The sequence below is a fragment of the Arthrobacter sp. P1_A5 genome, from assembly GCF_056406825.1.
Map to the genome: position 1 here is coordinate 1 of NZ_JBFTZL010000023.1, position 17,715 is coordinate 17,715.

Genomic DNA, 17,715 nt, shown 5'->3' on the forward strand with positions numbered 1-17,715 from the left:
TCCTGGTAGCGGAACCGGTCCCGGGCGCGCTGGTAGTCCGCCGGGGTTTGCGGGGCGTGGATCAGCCGGTAGGCGTCCGCGACCGGCAGGAACTTCTCCCGCGCCGCGATCTCCGCCGGCAGCGGGTCGCCGAGGGTTTCGAGCTCCACGGTGTCCAGCAGCGTCGAGATGACCTTCTGGATGGACCAGCTGGTCAGTTTCGCCGTGGCCGGGTACACCGGGATCGGCATGGCGGCGAGCTTCTCCGGGTCGATGCCCGGCGTTTCGGGGTCCTCGTCCAGCAGCAGGAAATCCGGGTTGGTCAGGCCGAGGGATCCGGCGTAGCGCGTAACCTTGCCGGAGAACATGGCACGCCGGCCCGGCTGCAGCTCGGCCTTGGCCCGGAACCCGTTGAAGAAGCTGACCTTGAGCGTGCCCGGCAGTGCGCCGGCCGCCCGCGTGGAAGCGGTACCGCCGGCGTCGTCGGAGATCACGACGTCGGTGAGGGAACCGCGCCGGGCGCGCATGGGCCGGGTGCTGTTGGAGACCACCCGGGCGATCAGGGTCACTTCCTCGTCCAGCGGGACCTCGYTGATGGGCGTGAGCTCGCCGCGGCTGAGGTAGCGGCGGGGAAAATAGTTCAGGAGCCCGCCGACAGTGGTGATGCCAAGGTGTTTTTCGATGACGGCCGCGGAGCGCTTGCCGATGCGGCGCTCCAGGCCCAGTTCAAGTTCAGCGTGCATGTCCGTCGGGGTTTCGGGTTTCGGCGGCACGCGCCGGGGCAGCAGCAGCAGCGACGGTAGCGTCAACAGGTGCGCCTGCGGTGGCGGCAACCGTGGCGGCCGGTGCCTCCGGGTCGCGCGGGACTGCGAGCTCGCTCACGGAAATGTCCGTGGGCTCGCCCAGGGAACGGATCAGCGCGACGGCGAGGTCCCCATCCAGGACGTGGACGTGGACGCGCCAGCGGTAGAGCCCGGCGGCGTCGGCGCCGCCACCGACCTGGCTCATGATCACCGAGTCGCCCATTTCGTCGAGCCGTTGGCGCATCATGGCGGCGTCCAGCGGGGACAGGGAAATGGTGCACATGACTTCGACACCTTCGTCTCGCGGCATGCCGACGTGGATATGCGGATCCTGGACGTCGTAGCCGTGCAGTCCGTCCAGCAGTTCGCTCTGGAGCTCCTCGCCCAGCACGGCCGAGCGGAGGCAGTCCAGGATCAGCAGCATGCCCACGCCGCCGGCGTCCACCACGTGGGCGGCCTGCAGGGCATCGAGCTGCTCTTCCGTGCGGACCACGGCGGCCAGGGCCGCCTCGACGGCGGCGTCCAGGGCCAGGCCCAGGGTCTGGTTGCTGTCATCGCCGTCGTGTGCGGAGTCCACGGCGGCCGCGGCCCTGGCGGCAGCCTCCATGACGGAGAGCATGGTGCCGGGCACGGGATCACTCAGCGCGGACCAGGCCCGGATCTGGGCCCGGTTCAGGGCCGCGGCCAGCAGGGGTGAGCTGATCCGGGTGTGCCCGGCCAGGGGTTCGGCAGCAGCGCAGAGGAAGACGGCGAACAGGGTTCCCGAGTTGCCGCGGGCCTGTTCCATGGCAACCTGGCCGGCCTGCGCAAGGACGGCGCCAACGTCATGCAGGGTCGGGTCCGGTGCCGCGTGCGCCGCCCCGTCCGGGTGTCCCGGCACGGCGGCGTCCGCGGCGTGGGCCGCGGCGCGGACGGTCAGGTAGAGGTTGGTGCCGGTGTCGCCGTCGGCTACCGGAAAGATGTTGATGGCGTTCAGGCGGTCGCTGTGGTTGCCGAGCGTGGTTTCCGCCTTGCCCAACCACCGCTTCATCGCTTGCGCGTTGGCGGCAATCTTAGTCTGCAAAGTGATCCCATCCCACWGCGTCAGCGGGCCTGCCCGCGATCGTTACTCCCGTGCTTTCGGTTGGTGCAGGGGCCTCTACCGAGCCTATCGCAGTGAACCCGGGAGGGAGCGGAACCCCTGCCGGGAAAGTGGCGAGCAGCCCATGGTCTTCACCGCCGCCGAGGACCCAGGCCATCGGGTCTGCCCCCAACAGCTCCGACGCCGGCAGCAGCGGGACGGCCAGCTCCTTCAGGGCGGCGGCGTCCAGGTTCAGCACCGCGCGGCTGGCGGCCGCCATGCGGTTTCCGTCCCGGACCAGGCCGTCCGAGATGTCCATCATGGCGGACGCCCCCGCCTCACGGGCCAGCGGTCCGGCGGCGAGCGGCGGCTGCGGCCTGCACTGGGTGTCCAGGAGGGAACGCTGCCCGGCGGTCAGGGCGCCCACCGGGACGTTCGACTCCAGCAGCGCCAGCCCGGCGGCGGCCCGGCCCACTGTTCCCGCCAGGGCCACGGTGTCCCCCCGCCGGGCCCCGGAGCGCAGGACGGGCTCCCTGCCGTCAAGGGTCCCCAGGATCGCCACGCTGACCGCCAGTTCGCGGCCGCGGCCGAGGTCGCCGCCGGCCACCGTGCAGGCCGAAGCCCCCAGCCCCCCGATGCCGGCCACGAGGCCGTCCGCGAAATCCTCCACCCAGGAGACGGGGGTCTCCGGCGGCATGGTCAGGCTGACCACAACGGACGTGGCCCGGGCGCCCATGGCGTTGATGTCGCTGAGGTTTTGCGCCGCGGCCTTCCAGCCGACGTCGTACCCGGTGGTCCGGTAGCCGTTGTTCCATTCGAGCCGGAAATCCTGGTCCGCCACTTGGGTGTCGATGCTCACCACGGTCCGCCCGTCCGGCGCGGCGACAATCGCGGCGTCGTCCCCCGGCCCCAGCAGCAAGTACGACGCCGCCGCCGGTCCGCCATTGGGCTGCGGAATCGTGAGCCGCGGAAAGATGCGTCCCAGCAGCTGGGACTCCGAGAGGCCGCCAACGGTCAGTGCGGCGTCCGCGGGCAGGGCATCGGGCACAGCGGCTTCAGGCACAGCGGCTTCAGGCACAGCGGTTTCAGGGACAGCGGTTTCGGGCACAGCGGTTTCGGGCACAGGTTCGGGCACAGTTTCAGGCACAGCCCTACGCTACCGCGAGGGACCGACCGTGCCGGGCCGTGGCTTCACGTGCTGAGTATTTCCTCCAGCCAGGCCTCGCCCGTGGACCGCATATCGAACCGCCCGACGTATTCGGCGGCGGCCCGGGACTCCTCTGCATACGCCTGGGGCGAGCCGTTGAGGGCCGAGACCAGGGCCCGGACCTGGGACGTTGTCCCCCGAGTCCAGCGGTTGCTGAATATTTCATCCGCTCCGGGCCTTTGCCAGAACAGCGGTACGGCGCCTGATGCCATGCCCTCAGCGGGGGCGAGGTGAAAGCTCTCGTCCGAGCTGGGCGATAGGACATATCCGATCTTGCGCAGCCAGGACGCCATGTCGGGGCCAAACGGTTCGAAGACCACGGCATCCCGCAGCGCCGGGGACCTGCCGATACGGTCAAAAATCTCCAGGTACGCCTCGCGTTGGAACGGCTTCTTCCATTCGTACGGATACTCCCACGGCATTCTTCCGCGGACATGCAGGGTGTACCTGGGGTCCTCATCCAACAGCTCCTCGAGCAGGTCAAGGGCGCGGTCCAGGCGCTTGCGCATGGGGACGATGCCCACCAGCCCCAGCCGGAAGCGATGATCCGGTTCCTTGGATCTGCGGAGGTCCATGACGTCCACGGCGTTCGGGATGACCCGGATGGCGGTGCCGGTCCAGCCGGTACTTGCACGAGTGCGATCCACGTAGAGCTGCGAGACGCAGATCAGGGAGTCAATGTTTTCGGCGGCCACGTCGCTCATCCAGGGGCCGTTGAGCTCGAACATGTGAAGACGCACAATGAGCTTCTGCCTCCGCCGTTTGTTGTTCGAGTACCAGACGGCGTTGGGCCCGCACCATTCACAGATGATCACGTCGGCCCAGTCCCTGAGCCGCTCGGACTCCTTGACGTCGTGCTGATGAAGTGAGGTCCAGTGGTCGAAGGCGAGTTCGATGTCGTCCCGCATCTCGAGGACGGACACCAGCTCGCCCGCAAACTTTAGGTCGTGACCGGCAATCAGCACCCGCGTCTTTTGCCTGGACCGCGGGCTGCGGGCGTAGTCGCCCTCGGACCGTTCGAAATAGGCTTTCAGCCGGGCCGCCGATGCTGAAATCGAGTAGTACCGGACACGATTGGACACTTCCTCCTTCAGCCCGGCAACGGTTTCCCTCGCCGCCAGAAGGGTGCTGAGAACGCCCTCCGCCGAATCGTCGTCGACATACAGCGGATAGTCCGCGCCGAAAAGCTCCAGGTGCTGCGCATTCCGGTTCACCATCGGCGGCACCCCAAGGGCCGCGTACTCGAGCACCTTGGTCGAAATTTCGAGGCTGGCGTCCATGCTTCGATCCCGCCAGCTCAACCCGACGTCGTGCCGGCTGACTTCCTTTGCGGCCTCATCACGGGACATCCCGCCCAGCCAGTCGATCCCCGGCGAGCTCACCGCCGTCTCCATCGTGGCCGACCACTGCGGGTCCTGGAGGTCGTGCTGGAACTTGTCGCCGATCATCGTCAACGCCAGGGGAAGGTTGTGTTCCCCGGCCGTCGCCGGGAGGGAGCACATTTCCAGGGTCCGCCATTTCCTGGCGAACTTGCCGGAGTAGACCGCACTCAGTTTCCGCCCGGTGCCAGATGAGCCTCCCCGCAGGTCAAAGTATTCATCGGGCACCATGGGCGTGAGGACCAGGGTCTTTCCCGCGGCCTCGGGAATCGTCGCCTCAACGTAGGAGCGTGCGGCCTCAGTCTGCACGAAGAAGCGCCGGCATTGTCCGACGGTCCTTCTGAGCACCGCGCGGTCTTTTTCGGAAAGCCGGGAGCCGGGATGGGCGATGTCCGTGATGTAGAGCCACGACTTGGGGCCCAGGACTTTGGAGTTTGCGACGTGCGCCGCGACCTGGGTGCCGCGGGCGATCACGACGTCGAACGGCCGCTGCGCGTCAAGCTGGGCCATGCGCTGGGCTGCGGTTCGGGGCTGCAGCGCCTCGATGTCCGCGCTCTCGCCAGGTTGGGCGATTTCCACGCCGGGCATGTCAGCTATCCGGTCAAGCAGCCGCGTCTTCGTGACGTGGGTCTTGAGAAGTACGCAGACTTCGGAGCCCGTTCGGGATAACGCCTCGGCCATGGAGACGAGCCAGACGGCGGACCCGTCGATGATGTTGAGGTCGACGTCCCCGTAGAGGAGGATCTTCCGCWTGGACCCGGTGGTATCAGGGCGAGCCAATGAGCGCTCCTCTGTTCATTTTGGCAAAAGCTTCCAGCGAAGTGAGCAATCCGAACCGGTAGTCTTCGGTCCACTCCGCCAGGGATGAACGCTCCGAAAACACAACATCCGACGCTGCTTCGAAATCCGTGGTGTAGATATCGGCCTCCAACCGTGTTCTCACAAAATAGGCCGGCATCCCTTGGGACCTGCACTCAGCGAGGGCACGGAGTATTTCGTTGGCAAGCAGTGTCCCTGCAGCGGAATCGGCTCCGAACCAGATTCCGGCCGTGAAGGCGCTGTCATCGATCACCAGCGCGAAGCCCCGGCCGTTCGCGATCTGGGCAGCGATGGTGCTCGGCCGCAGTGGTTCCAGGGCGTGGGCATCGCCCAAGTACCGGTAAAGCTCCTGGCCCATGATTGAGTAGACAACCCGTCCGCCCCACGGCGCCGTTACAGGCGCTCCGAGGTAGCGGAGGATTTTGGCCTGGCGGTCCCGGTCATCTGTCACAGCGGCCGCGAGCCGGCCGACTGCCCGTCCGGCAGTCGGAGCCGCGGTGGGAGCGGACTTTGTGCGCTCCGCCGCGGGATTTGTGCGCTCCGCCGCGGGATTTGTGCGCTCCGCCGCGGGGGCACTGGCCTTCGCCGCCGGTGCGGACAGTCCGCGTACCAGCTCGCGCAGTTCCCTGTTGCGCGAGTGGGCCTTCCGGGCTTCGGTTTCCTGCAGCCACCGCATACTGACCAGCTGCGAGACGGCCATCACCGCCATGAGTGCGAACAGTGCCAGGGGCAGAACCGCGAGCGCCGGCTGCCTGAGCACGAGGCAGAGGATTCCACTGAGTACTGCGGCCGCGCCGCAGAAGGCCATCGCCATGACCACCCGGCTTTTGAAGGCTGTGCGCAATGTCTGAACGAGCCGATCGATCATGAGCTGAAGACTCCCCGGGTATCGACGAGGAGCTTGCCGGCCAAGGCTTCGGCGGGCAGCGCCCGGACGGCGTCGTGGTCGACAAGCACCACCACGAGCGAGGAACGGCTCACTGCTTCCTCCAAGGGCACCAGCCGGACGTTCTCCCGGTGCTGCAGGCGCCCGGGCAGGCTGTCGATGTGGGGCTCGGCGACGTTGATCCGGGTGGCCGGCATCGATTCGGCGATGCCATGGGCAATGTCAATGGCGGGAGACTCACGCAGGTCGTCAATGTTTGCCTTGAACGCGAGCCCCAGGACGGCAATCTCTGCGTTCCTGGGCAAGCCGGCAAACGCGTCACGCACCTGGTCCAGGACCCAGCGCGGCTTCTCGTCGTTGACGGTCCGGGCCGCTCTGATCAAGCGCGACTCGGCAGGTGCTGCAGCGACGATGAACCAGGGATCGACGGCGATGCAGTGACCCCCGACGCCGGGTCCCGGCTGCAGGATGTCGACGCGCGGGTGATGGTTTGCCAGCCGGATCAGTTCCCAGACGTTGATGCCCAGCTTTTCGCTGATGACCGAAAGCTCATTCGCAAACGCTATGTTGACGTCGCGGTAGGAGTTTTCCACCAGCTTGGCCATTTCCGCCGTCACGTCGTCGGTGATCAGGATCTCGCCCTGGCAAAACACCGCATACAGGTCTTTCGCGAGATCGGCGGCGCGCCGGGTGATCCCGCCAACAATCCTGTCGTTGGTGACAAGCTCGATCATGACTTTGCCGGGCAAGACGCGCTCGGGGCAATGGGCCAGGAGAATCGCGGGCCTGCCGTCGGCGCCTTCCAGCGATAGGTCCGGCCGGAGCGAGACGATGTACTCGCCCAGATGGCGGGTTGCCCCCGGGGGCGACGTGGACTCAAGGATGATCAGTTCGCCACCTTGCAACACCGGCGCGATCCCGCGTGCGGCCGCCTCGATGTAGCTCAGGTCAGCCCTCTTGTCCGCCGTGAACGGCGTCGGAACGGCGACAATAAACGCATCAGCGGCGGGCGTCCCGGTGGTTGCCTTGAGCCGGCCCTGGCTGACGGCACCGGCGACGTGGATCCCCAGGTCTGGCTCGACGAAGGGCACACGCCCTTCGTTGACTGCGTCCACCGTCCGCTGATTGACGTCAACGCCGATGACGTCAAGGCCGTTGGTCGCCAGTATCGCGGCTGTGGGCAGCCCGATGTACCCCAGTCCAATGACGGCGATGGTCCGAAAGTCAGTCAATCTGGTAACCCCTATCAAAGCGTGATGAATTCACGTGGATTTTCGAGAATGTGAATTTCGCCGTCCGTTGCGGGCTCCCCGGCCGGTATGCCCGGCCCGTTCCCCGCGCCGGGGCGGATCTGGCAGTAGTTGAACCTGTCGGCTGCGTAGATGGAGCCCTGGGACGCCGCGACGGACGCCAGGAAGGCGGTGTCCTCGCCCCGGTCCAGCGCCTCAAACGGGTGCGCCTCGAAGACCTCCCTGTGTGCAGTGATGGTTGGTCCCATCACCCGCCGGCCGAACCGGTGCTCCTGGTGTGCGGCGCGGAGCATGGTGGTCCGGCTGGAACGCAGGTGCGAGTAGTGGGACTGCTTCCCCACCACGTCCGCCCCGGAATAGCTGAGCGCGTACAGCAGATCGGCGACGTAGTTTGGCGCGTAATAGTCGGCGTCGTCCATCCTGGTGAGCACCGCACCCGTCGATGCTTCAACGCACCGGTTGAGGCACTCGCCGAGGGTCAGTGCGGCCGGGGCGGCGAGCACCTGGTACTTCGCCACGCCGTGGGCGTGCGCCAGTTCGGCGCAGAGACCCTCGGCGGCCGCAAAGCCGCGGGTCAGCACGATGAGCTCCAGGTCGACGTCGGCCTGGCCGCCGGCGGTCTGAAATATTTGGTCCAGCTGTTCCGGACGGGTTGTGCTCACCAGCGCACTGACGGAGGGAAGGACCACGGGCCGGCATCGCTCCGGCGCGACCGCCCGGACAATGGATTCTGCCCGGTGCGCGTACGTATGGGCTCCCCAGATCCGGCGCTGGGCCTTGTGGACCACCCGTTCGTTGAACTCCGGGTTGGACGTCAGCTTGCGCAGCATGATTTCCGCCTCCGGCTGGGCTGCGGCGACCAGAACCTCATCGTCCTCGAAGAACTGCGCTATGGCCGCGCTGGGAGCGGAGACGACCGGTGTGCCCGAGGCGGAGATCTCGAAGATCCGGCGGGCGCACATGCTGGGCGATTCGATCACCGAGTTGACGTTCAGGAACGCCTTGTACGCCCGGTATGCCGTCAGCATCTGGGCGTAATTCAATGAGCCGACCACGTGCTGGTCGAACGGCTCCGGGAACTGGTAGTTCTGGTCCCCGCCCAGCTGGCGGGAGAATATTTCCAGTTCGGCGCCGCCGGTTCCGGCTTCGGTCCTGGCCGCGCCGAGGAGCATGTCCATCTGGGCGCGGCGTTGGGGATACTTGTGGGCGAAATACATTCCGGCGAAAGCCACGCCGCGCGAGTGCCATCCGTGTCCTGGCCGGACGGGGTTGTGGAGGGCGGGCTGCGCGGCAAAGGGAAGGGTGCCCACCCTGTGGTGGCCCAAGTCCCTCACGTAATCAGCAATGCGGTCCGAATCACTGGTGAAGACGTGGTCAAACAACTTCGCTGCCGGAAGAAAGTCGTCGTAATGCGGTGGGTCCTCCTTGTTCCAGAAGACGGTCGGAATGCCGCGGGCACGGCACCACTCCACAAGCCGGACCAGCTCGACGCCCGGCCCCTTGGAACCGGTGAGCTGGTATTGCCAGGAGCCGGAATTTCCGTTCCAGGCAGATTCCACGAACAGGAAATCGATGCGGGTCGCTCCCAGTTGGTCACGCCACAGTTCCTTGCGCAGTTCGAGCAGGTTCCATTCGAACGCAAAGGACGTACGGGTGAAATCGTCCAGGATCACGCCCACGCTCAGGTCCGGGCGCCGCGGTCCCGGACCGGAAGCTTCGTATGGGGTGAACTGCAACTGCCGGTTTGGCCCCCGCCCCGCCCACTGGCCCGCTGAACCATTCGTCCCGGGCGAAACGGCGGGGGTCCGTTCTGTTCTCCGGTGTGGCCTCCGCCTTTGAAGGTGGGCCTTGCCTCGAATTTTCAACTGCCGCAGGGCCCGTTGTACGTCCGCCGGGATGCCCATCTGTTCCGGTTCTCCTCCATGATGCGTCCAATACGGCGTTGCGTCAGCGCGGGGGCACCACCGTCGGGCCGCCAACAGGAAGTCCGTCTAAGTGCCAAGAAGCCGCTGAGCCCCCTACCTTCATCGAAGGTAGGGGGCTCAGGTAAAGGGAATGGCGGTCCGAGGTGAACGAAGGCCAAACAGCGCCGGGCCAGTCAGCCCGTCAGTAGCTAAGGGACTGGCACCCCAGCGCGGACACCCCGGTCCGCAGGACGCCGGCCCCGGCGCTGGAGACACAGACGGTGTACTTGCCCCGCGCCTTGATGGGAATGGCGGCACGGTAGCCGTGGTTTCCCGTCACGCCCAGCGCGCTATTTACATCCGGCCGGGCCAGGTTGGCTGTGACGCTGTAGCTCTTGGAGCTCGAATCCGGTGACTTCACGGTGACGCGGACCGGAACACTCTGGCTCGTGAAGCCCGGATCCATGGCCCAGCCGGTCGCCACGATCGATTTATTCGTGCTGGTCCCGGACAGGCGGGCGGTGTCGAGGTAACCCCGCACCGGGGCGGCGGGCTGCGCAACCACATCCCGGCAGCCCAGCAGCGTGTTGCCCGCACTCAGCGGGCTCACGGAGATGCCGTAAGCGCACACGCGGTAGCGGCCGGACAGGGTGATCGGGATGCTGTTCTGGAATCCGTGGCTTCCGGTCAGCGAAAACGCGGCATTGACGTCCGGCCGGGTCCCGTTCGCGGTGAAGGGGTAGCCCGTGGTCTTGCCGTCCGGGCCCGTGACGTAGATATGCACGGCGTTGGAGGCCGCCGGTGTACCGGGTTCGTACGTCCAGCCGGACGCCGTGATAACCGCCGACGGCGTCCTGGTCTGCACCACAATGGAGTCCACGTAGCCGACCGGCCGCGCAGCAAGGGTCGCCGTAGCGTTCACGCAGCCCAGGAAGCCGTTGCCCTTGGTCAGGGTCGCGACCGCGATTCCGGTGGCGCAGACGCGGTACGTACCGGCCTTCGTCACGCTCACGGATGTCTGGTACCCGTGCGAACCGGCGATCCCCATGGCGGCATTGACGTCGCTCCGGGCAGCATTGGCGGTGGTGGTCACTGACTTGGTGCTGCCGTCGGGCGCCGTGACACTCAGCTGGACGGGGATTGACGCCGACGGCACGCCGGCGTCAAAGGACCAGCCTGCGACGTCCAGCCGCGCCGAAGACCCGGCGTTGATGAACGCCACGGAATCCAGGTATCCGGTGGGCGGGTCACTGACGGCCACCGGGACGTTGCGGCAGCCCAGGGTGGTGTTACCGGCAGCAAACGGGGCGACGGGGATGGCGTAGGCACAGACCCGATACGTGCCGGTCTCGGTCGCCGGGACGGTGACCGCAAACCCGTGCGCGCCGCTGACCCCCAAGGCCTGGTTGACGTCCGGGCGCAGCAGGTTTGCGGTGAAGGCCTGGCCGGTGGTGGCCCCTGCGGGGGTGGTCACGTAGACGTGGACCGGGATGGACGCGCCTGCCTGGCCGCGGTCCACGGCCCAGCCCCGCAACTTGATGGACGGTTTGCCAGACACCATGGCGGTGGTGACCTCATCGAGGGATCCCTCGGGAGCGGGAGTGCCGGCCAGGGTGAGGGTCCGGCAGCCCAGCGCTGTGTTGTTGAAGATGCCGATCGCATAGGCGCAGGCCTGATACTGTCCGGCCGCTTTGACGGTGATCGACTCCTGGAAGCCGTGGTTTCCGCTGATGCCCAGCGCCGCGTTGACGTCGGCGCGCGGCTTGTCCGCGGTGAAGGCGTGGCCCGTCGTCGTCCCGTCAGGTGCTGTGACGTAAACGTGCGTCTGGGTGGAGGTGGAGGCCGCCGCCGGATCCACCGACCATCCGCGGACGTTGATGGTGGCGCCGGACGAGGTGACCGCGAGGGCTGCGCTGTCGAAGGAGCCCTTCGCGGGCGCACCCGGCGGACGGATCGTCACGGTGGCCGCGGTGTTGCTGACAGCGTCAATGGAGACCTTGGTGCCCGCGTGCGTTGTAAAAGCCTGGCCGGCCTGCCAGGCCTGGGTGTTGCTGTAGTAGCCGTTGAATGCGGTCGCCCGGGTGTTGGGAGGAAGCAGGATCGAGGAGTTGCCGCCGCCCTGCTGGGTGATCTTCACGCCGCGGTTTCCGTCCTGCGCAATGACGGAGTCGTAGCCGACCGGGGTGCGGAGTTCCAGGAAGTACACCTCGCCGGATTTCGGGTCCGTGAACTTCGCCGCGCGGTTGGCACCTGCTCCGGCCCAAGGCTTGAGGTTCACCGTGCGGGGGGCGGATACCGTGCCCAGGTTGGCGATCTCGTTGCCGTTGCCGAACCGGCCCATTTCCCAGAAGCTGGCGCTGATTTCCGGCATGAGGTCGAAGTGCGAAATACCCATGAGATCCAGGTTGTCGCCGTAGGTCTTGATGCTGCAGGTGGCATCCGCAAACCCGGCGAACGGCCCGGAGGCCACGTCCATGGCGCCGCTGCCGCACAGCAGGCTGTTGGCATGGTCCATGCCGAGGGCGTGCCCGAATTCATGTGCCAGGACCGGCGTGGAGAGCCGGCTGTTCTGCGGCATCAGGATGCGGCCGCCAATGTTGCCGTTGCTGTAGGTCATTCCCGCGGCGCCGTTGGTGAGGTAGGCGCCGGGGATGAACATGACCAGCGCCGTGTAGGAACTCTGCGTCCAGCCCAGCTCCTGGGAGACGATGTCCACGATCTGCGCCGGCGACTGCTTGGAGGTCGCGGCGGACTTGTGCAGCTGGCGCGAGGAGGCCAGCGCAATGTCCACCCGGCCCGCGGTGGCGTAGGCCCAGTAGCGGTTAGCGGCGCTGAGCGAGGCCTTCGCCGCGGCCATGGGGACGGCCGCGTCCGTTTCGGCTGCAGTCTTGTCGGCCAGCTGCACCGTCACCAATGTGGTCTTCAACGTGCCGGCCAGCGGCGCGCTGACGTAGGTGTACTCGGACTTTGCCCTGCCTGCGGGAGGTTCCGGGCGCACAAAGTCATCCACCTGCGGCTGCGGGCTCGGGTCCGACACCGCCGGCACCGCGCCAGTCTGCATGCCAGCCGACGGCGCCAGTGCGCCGGCGGACACCTGTCCGGCGGGCGGCACCTCGACAGCGGCCTCGGCGGCCTGCGGAAAGGTTGCTGCCAGCATCACGGCGGCAATCACGGTTGCCGCTATGTTTAGTTTTCGCAAGATTGCTCGCTTAGGGGTGAGACCGAAGGTGGAGACCTGTGGTGGGAGCGACGTAAGTTGCCTATAGCATAAACGGCAATCCACATCTGTCACCCCAGTAACTTTGATCTCCAAAATCACAACTGCATCACGCATTCTTTTGTGCAAGTTTTGGCGCAGAACCGGCGCACCATTTCGCCACCTGAAAACCCCGTGCCAAACTCTTAGCCGTGCCTCCTTCCGTCGCCGCGGTGAATACCGCCACCCGCAGGGTGCTCGCCGTCGCCGTCGGAGGCCTCCTGCTGTGGCTGATCATCGCCCTCCAACTTTTCGTCAACGTGGACCCGCTCAGCCTGCACCGGACGGACGCCGTCATCATGCTGGGCGGCGCGGCGCCCGAGCGCCTGCCGGTGGCGCGCCAGTTCCAGGCCGATTTCCACGTTCCGGTCCTCGTGATCTCGCACACGGACACGTTCGGCAACCGGGCGGCGGATGAGGCATGCAATTCAGCCGCCTTCCCCAACGCGGCCGTCATCTGCTTCCGCCCCCCGGACCTGGACACCCGCGGCGAAGCACTGGCAATCTCCGGCCTGGTCAAGGCCAACGGCTGGAAGTCCGTCACCGTAGTGACGTCCAGTTATCACCTCACCCGCGCGGGGCGCCTGATTGGCCAGTGCACGACGGCGGACGTACAGATGGTTGCCTCACATCCGGACCTGGATTTGGGCCAATGGCTGCGGCGGTTTGTGATCGAAACCGGAGGACTGATCGACGCTTCCCTGCGGCCGGAATGCGCCAATCAGTGAGCGAAAATGTAAGAATTGAAGCCGTCAGGTCGAAGCCGGACGATTCATTGAACTGAGGAGGACGATACGTTGGAGAACCCTGCCGACGGCGCTCCCCCACTGACCGCAGCACCGCGGCACTTGCGCCGGCGCCGCCTGCACGAGGACATACCAGATACACTCCTGGTCCCGGACGCCGAGCCGCTTCCGCTGCCCGCAGGCCGCGCAGCGCGTGAACAGGCGGCCGAAGAACCAACGCCCCGGGATCGACCAGCCTCGGCCAAGCGGGCCGCCGAACTGGACCCCACCGACGAAGAAATGGCCTACCGCCGCAAGCGCCTTGCGGCACTGATCGCCGTTCTGGTCGTAGTGGTCAGCGTCCCGGCCCTCGTGATCGCCTTGTTGCTGCTGGGCTGAACCCGCCCGGCCAGCCGTTACACCACAACCAACCTTCTGGGGGATATTCCATGCACAGCATCATGCCGATCTTTGGAACCAGGCCGGAAGCCATCAAGATGGCCCCGATCGTCAGCGCCCTGCAGGAGTCTGCGCACTTCGACTGCATCGTGACGGTCACCGGGCAGCACCGCGAGATGCTGGACCAGGTCAACGAACTGTTCGGCATCGTCCCGGACCACGACCTCAATATCCTGCGGCAGGGCCAGACCCTGTCCGCCATCATGACGCGCACCATCGACGGCCTGGAGACGCTCTTTGCCGGGTCGAGGCCGGACGCCGTCGTGGTCCAGGGCGATACCACCACGTCCACGGCCGCCGCCATCGCGGCCTTCTACCACGGCATCCCCGTGGTGCACGTCGAAGCCGGGCTGCGCAGCGGAGACTTGCTCTCGCCGTTTCCCGAAGAAGCCAACCGCAAGATCACCAGCCAGATCGCCCGCCTGCATTTGGCCCCCACCTCCACCAGCAGGGAAAACCTGTTGCGGGAAGGCGTCAGCCCAGAGGACATCGTCGTGACCGGCAACACGGTGATTGATGCCCTTCTGGCCACGGTGGACAAACAGCTCCCCTTCACGGACCCCAGGCTGGAAGAGCTGGCCACCAGCGGCCGCCGAATCCTGCTGGTGACCACCCACCGCCGCGAAAACCAGGGCGATGCCATGCGCAATATGGGACGCGCGCTGGCCCGGATCGCCGACGCCGAGCCGGAACTGACGATTGTCCTTCCCGCGCACAAGAACCCGGTGGTGCGCGAGGCGGTGCTGCCCGCGCTGGACGGCAAACCCAACGTGCTCGTCACCGAACCGCTGGCCTACGGCGAGTTCACCCGCCTGCTGTCCGTTGCCCACGTCGTGTTGACGGATTCGGGCGGCGTCCAGGAAGAAGCCCCAAGCCTGGGCAAGCCGGTCCTGGTGATGCGGGAAAACACCGAGCGGCCCGAGGCGGTGGACGCGGGGACGGTGCTGCTGATCGGCACGGACGAGGAACGGATTGTTTCCGAAGTGTCCCGGCTGATCCATGATCACGGACACTTCGCCGCGATGGCCAATGCCGTCAACCCGTATGGGGATGGAAAGGCCGCCGCGCGCACCGTCGCAGCCATCGAAGAACTGGTGGGCGTGGGGTCCCGGATTGGCGAATTTGACGGCGCGTAGGTGCCCGCCGTATTGCCGTCAGGTCGACGCAAAGTTAACACAGCATTAACGTCGAACAGCCAGCGCCATTCGGCGCCACCGATGCTGAACCCTTATGCTGGGACGCGGGGGAAGCGCCCTCTGGCCCGTGCACAGGGTTCCGGGGCGATCTCTAGCGATGCAATGGCTCGCCGCTCCCGCCACCAGGATCGCTCGTAGAAGAGGAAAAGACACATGAAAGTCCAGGCCGTAATTCTTGCCGCCGGAATGGGAACGCGGCTGGCGCGCCCACACCCGAAGCCCATGACAGAGCTCAGTGATGGGCGCACCATCATGCACCAGCAGGTCCAGAACCTGCAGAATGCATTCGGCAAGGGCCTGCGCCTCACGATTGCTGTCGGGTTCAAGCTCGAAATGATCCTGGAACACGTACCGAACGCGTCGTTTGTGTACAACGAGAACTTTGACCAGACCAACACCTCCAAGAGCCTCCTGAAGGCAATCCGGAATTCGGCCAAGGGCGGCGTGCTCTGGATGAACGGCGACGTCGTGTTCGATCCGGACATCCTGCAGATGCTGATGCCCTACATCAAGCGCGATGAATCATTCATCACCGTCGATGTGTCCTCGGTTTCCGACGAGGAAGTGAAGTACACCACCGACGCCGACGGCAACATCTTGGAGCTCTCCAAGTCCGTTCCGGCGGATGTGGCCCGGGGTGAAGCTGTCGGCATCAACTACGTCAGCTCCAAGGACAAGAAGAAGCTCCTCAAGCGACTCATTGAAGTCGATGACCAGGACTACTTCGAAGGCGCTATCGAGCTGACCATCAAGCAGGACGACGTCAAGTGGACCCCGGTGGACATCAGCGAGTTCTATGCCGTGGAAGTTGACTTCCCGGACGACCTGGTCCGGGCCAACGCCAGCATCTAAGGGCAGCATCAAAGGGCCACATCAGCAAGTGCGTGAGCAAAGCAAGAAGGAACTATCGCGACGGGACGCCGCTCGCTGGGCGTTTGGCGGCGCGATCGGTGTCACCCTTTTGGGGATATCGGAGTCCTCCGACGGAACTCCGAGCACACCCCCGCCGGGTGCAGCGGCGCTACGGACAAGTGGCTCGTCAACAACGTTGGACGCCACGGTTGTGCTGGGACCCCGGAGGGTGTCGAAGCTTCCCTACCGGCGGCTCACACGGGGTCCGGGTATCGAAGCACAGGTACGCGAGGAGCTTTGTGCCCGCATACGCCCGGCAAACGGCGCGAGGAGCGGGCTGGCTGCTTTTGGGCACCTGACTGATAGTCATGTGCTGGATGCGGCCAGTCCGGGGAGACTGTCCTTTCTTTGGCAGTACCTCGACTTCTCGGACGGATTTCCGAACTCGGGGAAGTTTCGCCCGCACGACCTTCTGACCGCCCATGTCTTGGACGCGATGGTCCGCAAAATGAATGTCATCGGGCGCGGACCGGTCAGCGACCGGGCTCTGGACTGCCTGGTAATTACGGGCGACCTCACGAACTCCTTTGCCGTCAGTGAACTGTCGGCGGCGATCGGCGTAGTTAAGGGCGGTCCCGTGACGTCGTCTCCGAATGGAGTGTACGAGGGGATCCAGGATCATGGTCCGGCCCCGGTGGAACTGTCCAAATACATCTGGCATCCCGAACCGGAATCCACGCTGAGGTCTCCGGATGAGTGGAAGAGCCGTTATGGGTATCCCACAATTCCGGGATATCTCTCGGCCGCACTGCAGCCGATAGCGGCGGAAGGTTCGGATTTCCCCTGGTACATCGGCGTCGGCAACCATGATGAATCCGGCCAGCCGGCGTCCGGTCCCATTTCTCCAAAAGCCGAGTTCGTCGGTGCTCTTCGAATCGGCGACCGGCTGCCCACCCGGCTGCCGTCCGGCATGGACACGACTGACTTCTGGGAAACAGTCAGGACCTCCAATGACAGTGAACGCCGGAGCCTCATCGCTTCGCTGCCGTCGAGACAAGTGCCGCCATCGAAACTTCGGCGCGCATTCAGCAAGACGGAATTTATGGACGCGTGGCCGAAGGACGCAGGAAATCCACGGTTCCGCTCCGGTTCCGGCAAGGGTTCCCGGGCCGATCCGTGCTACACGTTCGACCTGTCGCCGGATGTTGTCGGCATCATGTTGAACACCGCAAGTCCCGACGGCGGCACTGAGGCGGCGCTGGACGCCGCCCAGGCGGATTGGCTGGAGGAACAACTGCAGCGGGTTTCCGGGAAGTTCTACGATGCCGAGGGCAAACTCGTCACCTCGAAGGCCGGCGACCGTCTCGTAATCCTGTTTGGCCATCACCCGCTGTCAGCCTTTGCCGCCAAGCAGCCCTCGTCCGGCGACGGGCCCACTTTCCTGAGCCGATCGAAGGTCCTGCGACTCATCGCCCGTTTTCCCAACGTGGTCGCCTGGGTGAACGGTCACGGCCACAAACACCGGGTGACACCGCACAAAGCCATTTTTGAGCATGGCGGATTCTGGGAAATCACTACAGCCTCGCTGATTGACTATCCGCAGCAATCGAGAATTGTTGAATTGCTGGACAACGGCGACGGGACCCTGTCAATCGTGGCGACTCTGGTTGACCACTCTGAGCCCGACAGCGTGACGTACGGAGAAAGCCAGACTCCGGGTTCCCTTGCGGCCTTGAGCCTTGAGCTCTCCATGAATCGTCCAGGGCTTGATGTCGAGGCCGTGCGGGGAAGCGCCGGAGACCAGAATGTTGACCTTGTCCTGCTGAAACCGTTCTGACGTAGACTGCCCGGCAGCGGTCGGGCGTTTGCGCTCGTGCAACGATTTACTCGGACCAAAAGATCATGAAGCTACAACCACCGGTTGGAACAGACGAAAGAAG

General features: G+C 65.6%; 12 protein-coding genes and 1 pseudogene. 5 read left to right on the forward strand and 8 right to left on the reverse strand.

Annotated features, from left to right (window positions below; translation table 11 throughout):
• The 8 genes and pseudogenes from AC1D1S_RS06360 to AC1D1S_RS06395 form a co-directional block, all read right to left on the reverse strand.
• A pseudogene (locus AC1D1S_RS06360) lies at positions 1 to 722 on the reverse strand (ATP-dependent DNA helicase RecG); the annotation flags it as partial.
• A complete protein-coding gene (locus AC1D1S_RS06365) occupies positions 712 to 1,812 on the reverse strand; it encodes a DAK2 domain-containing protein (protein WP_243177964.1) in 1,101 nt (366 codons plus the stop codon). The gene AC1D1S_RS06365 and the pseudogene AC1D1S_RS06360, both read right to left, overlap by 11 nt.
• A gap of 22 nt (positions 1,813 to 1,834) precedes the next feature.
• A complete protein-coding gene (thiL, locus tag AC1D1S_RS06370) occupies positions 1,835 to 2,860 on the reverse strand; it encodes a thiamine-phosphate kinase (protein WP_476994011.1) in 1,026 nt (341 codons plus the stop codon).
• A gap of 173 nt (positions 2,861 to 3,033) precedes the next feature.
• A complete protein-coding gene (locus tag AC1D1S_RS06375) occupies positions 3,034 to 5,208 on the reverse strand; it encodes a glycosyltransferase family protein (protein ID WP_476993998.1) in 2,175 nt (724 codons plus the stop codon).
• Entirely contained in the window at positions 5,195 to 6,115 is a 921-nt protein-coding gene (locus AC1D1S_RS06380) for a hypothetical protein (RefSeq protein ID WP_476993999.1), read from the reverse strand. The genes AC1D1S_RS06375 and AC1D1S_RS06380 overlap by 14 nt, the downstream gene beginning before the upstream one ends.
• Positions 6,112 to 7,365 carry a UDP-N-acetyl-D-mannosamine dehydrogenase gene (wecC, locus tag AC1D1S_RS06385; protein ID WP_476994000.1) on the reverse strand — a complete coding sequence of 418 codons (1,254 nt, stop codon included), beginning with the start codon at positions 7,363 to 7,365 and terminating at the stop codon, positions 6,112 to 6,114. The genes AC1D1S_RS06380 and wecC overlap by 4 nt, the downstream gene beginning before the upstream one ends.
• A 14-nt stretch (positions 7,366 to 7,379) precedes the next feature.
• Positions 7,380 to 9,119, reverse strand: coding sequence for a glycosyltransferase family protein (locus tag AC1D1S_RS06390; RefSeq protein WP_476994001.1), 1,740 nt, complete (start codon positions 9,117 to 9,119; stop codon positions 7,380 to 7,382).
• Positions 9,120 to 9,489: 370 nt separating this feature from the next.
• Complete coding sequence (locus AC1D1S_RS06395) at positions 9,490 to 12,486, reverse strand: hypothetical protein (RefSeq protein ID WP_476994002.1); 2,997 nt, start codon at positions 12,484 to 12,486, stop codon at positions 9,490 to 9,492.
• Positions 12,487 to 12,695: 209 nt separating this feature from the next.
• Between AC1D1S_RS06395 and AC1D1S_RS06400 the strand changes: the two genes are divergently transcribed.
• The 5 genes from AC1D1S_RS06400 (at position 12,696) to AC1D1S_RS06420 (ending at position 17,612) form a co-directional block, all read left to right on the forward strand.
• Positions 12,696 to 13,271 (forward strand): YdcF family protein, encoded by a 576-nt coding sequence (locus tag AC1D1S_RS06400; protein WP_476994003.1) that lies wholly within the window; start codon positions 12,696 to 12,698, stop codon positions 13,269 to 13,271.
• A gap of 69 nt (positions 13,272 to 13,340) precedes the next feature.
• Positions 13,341 to 13,667, forward strand: coding sequence for a hypothetical protein (locus tag AC1D1S_RS06405; protein WP_243177145.1), 327 nt, complete (start codon positions 13,341 to 13,343; stop codon positions 13,665 to 13,667).
• Positions 13,668 to 13,717: 50 nt separating this feature from the next.
• On the forward strand, positions 13,718 to 14,863 hold the full coding sequence (wecB, locus tag AC1D1S_RS06410) for a non-hydrolyzing UDP-N-acetylglucosamine 2-epimerase (RefSeq protein WP_476994004.1): 1,146 nt from the start codon (positions 13,718 to 13,720) through the stop codon (positions 14,861 to 14,863).
• Positions 14,864 to 15,076: 213 nt separating this feature from the next.
• On the forward strand, positions 15,077 to 15,775 hold the full coding sequence (locus AC1D1S_RS06415; protein ID WP_476994005.1) for a phosphocholine cytidylyltransferase family protein: 699 nt from the start codon (positions 15,077 to 15,079) through the stop codon (positions 15,773 to 15,775).
• Positions 15,776 to 16,004: 229 nt separating this feature from the next.
• Positions 16,005 to 17,612 (forward strand): TIGR03767 family metallophosphoesterase, encoded by a 1,608-nt coding sequence (locus tag AC1D1S_RS06420; protein WP_476945996.1) that lies wholly within the window; start codon positions 16,005 to 16,007, stop codon positions 17,610 to 17,612.
• Positions 17,613 to 17,715 lie beyond the last annotated feature (103 nt).

Excerpts from the sequence above, each read along its gene's own strand:
- wecB (WP_476994004.1), top strand. The coding sequence starts at position 13,718 with ATGCACAGCATCATGCCGATCTTTGGAACCAGGCCGGAAGCCATCAAG.
- AC1D1S_RS06365 (WP_243177964.1), bottom strand. The coding sequence starts at position 1,812 with ATGAAGCGGTGGTTGGGCAAGGCGGAAACCACGCTCGGCAACCACAGC.
- AC1D1S_RS06380 (WP_476993999.1), bottom strand. The coding sequence starts at position 6,115 with ATGATCGATCGGCTCGTTCAGACATTGCGCACAGCCTTCAAAAGCCGG.
- AC1D1S_RS06415 (WP_476994005.1), top strand. The coding sequence starts at position 15,077 with ATGAAAGTCCAGGCCGTAATTCTTGCCGCCGGAATGGGAACGCGGCTG.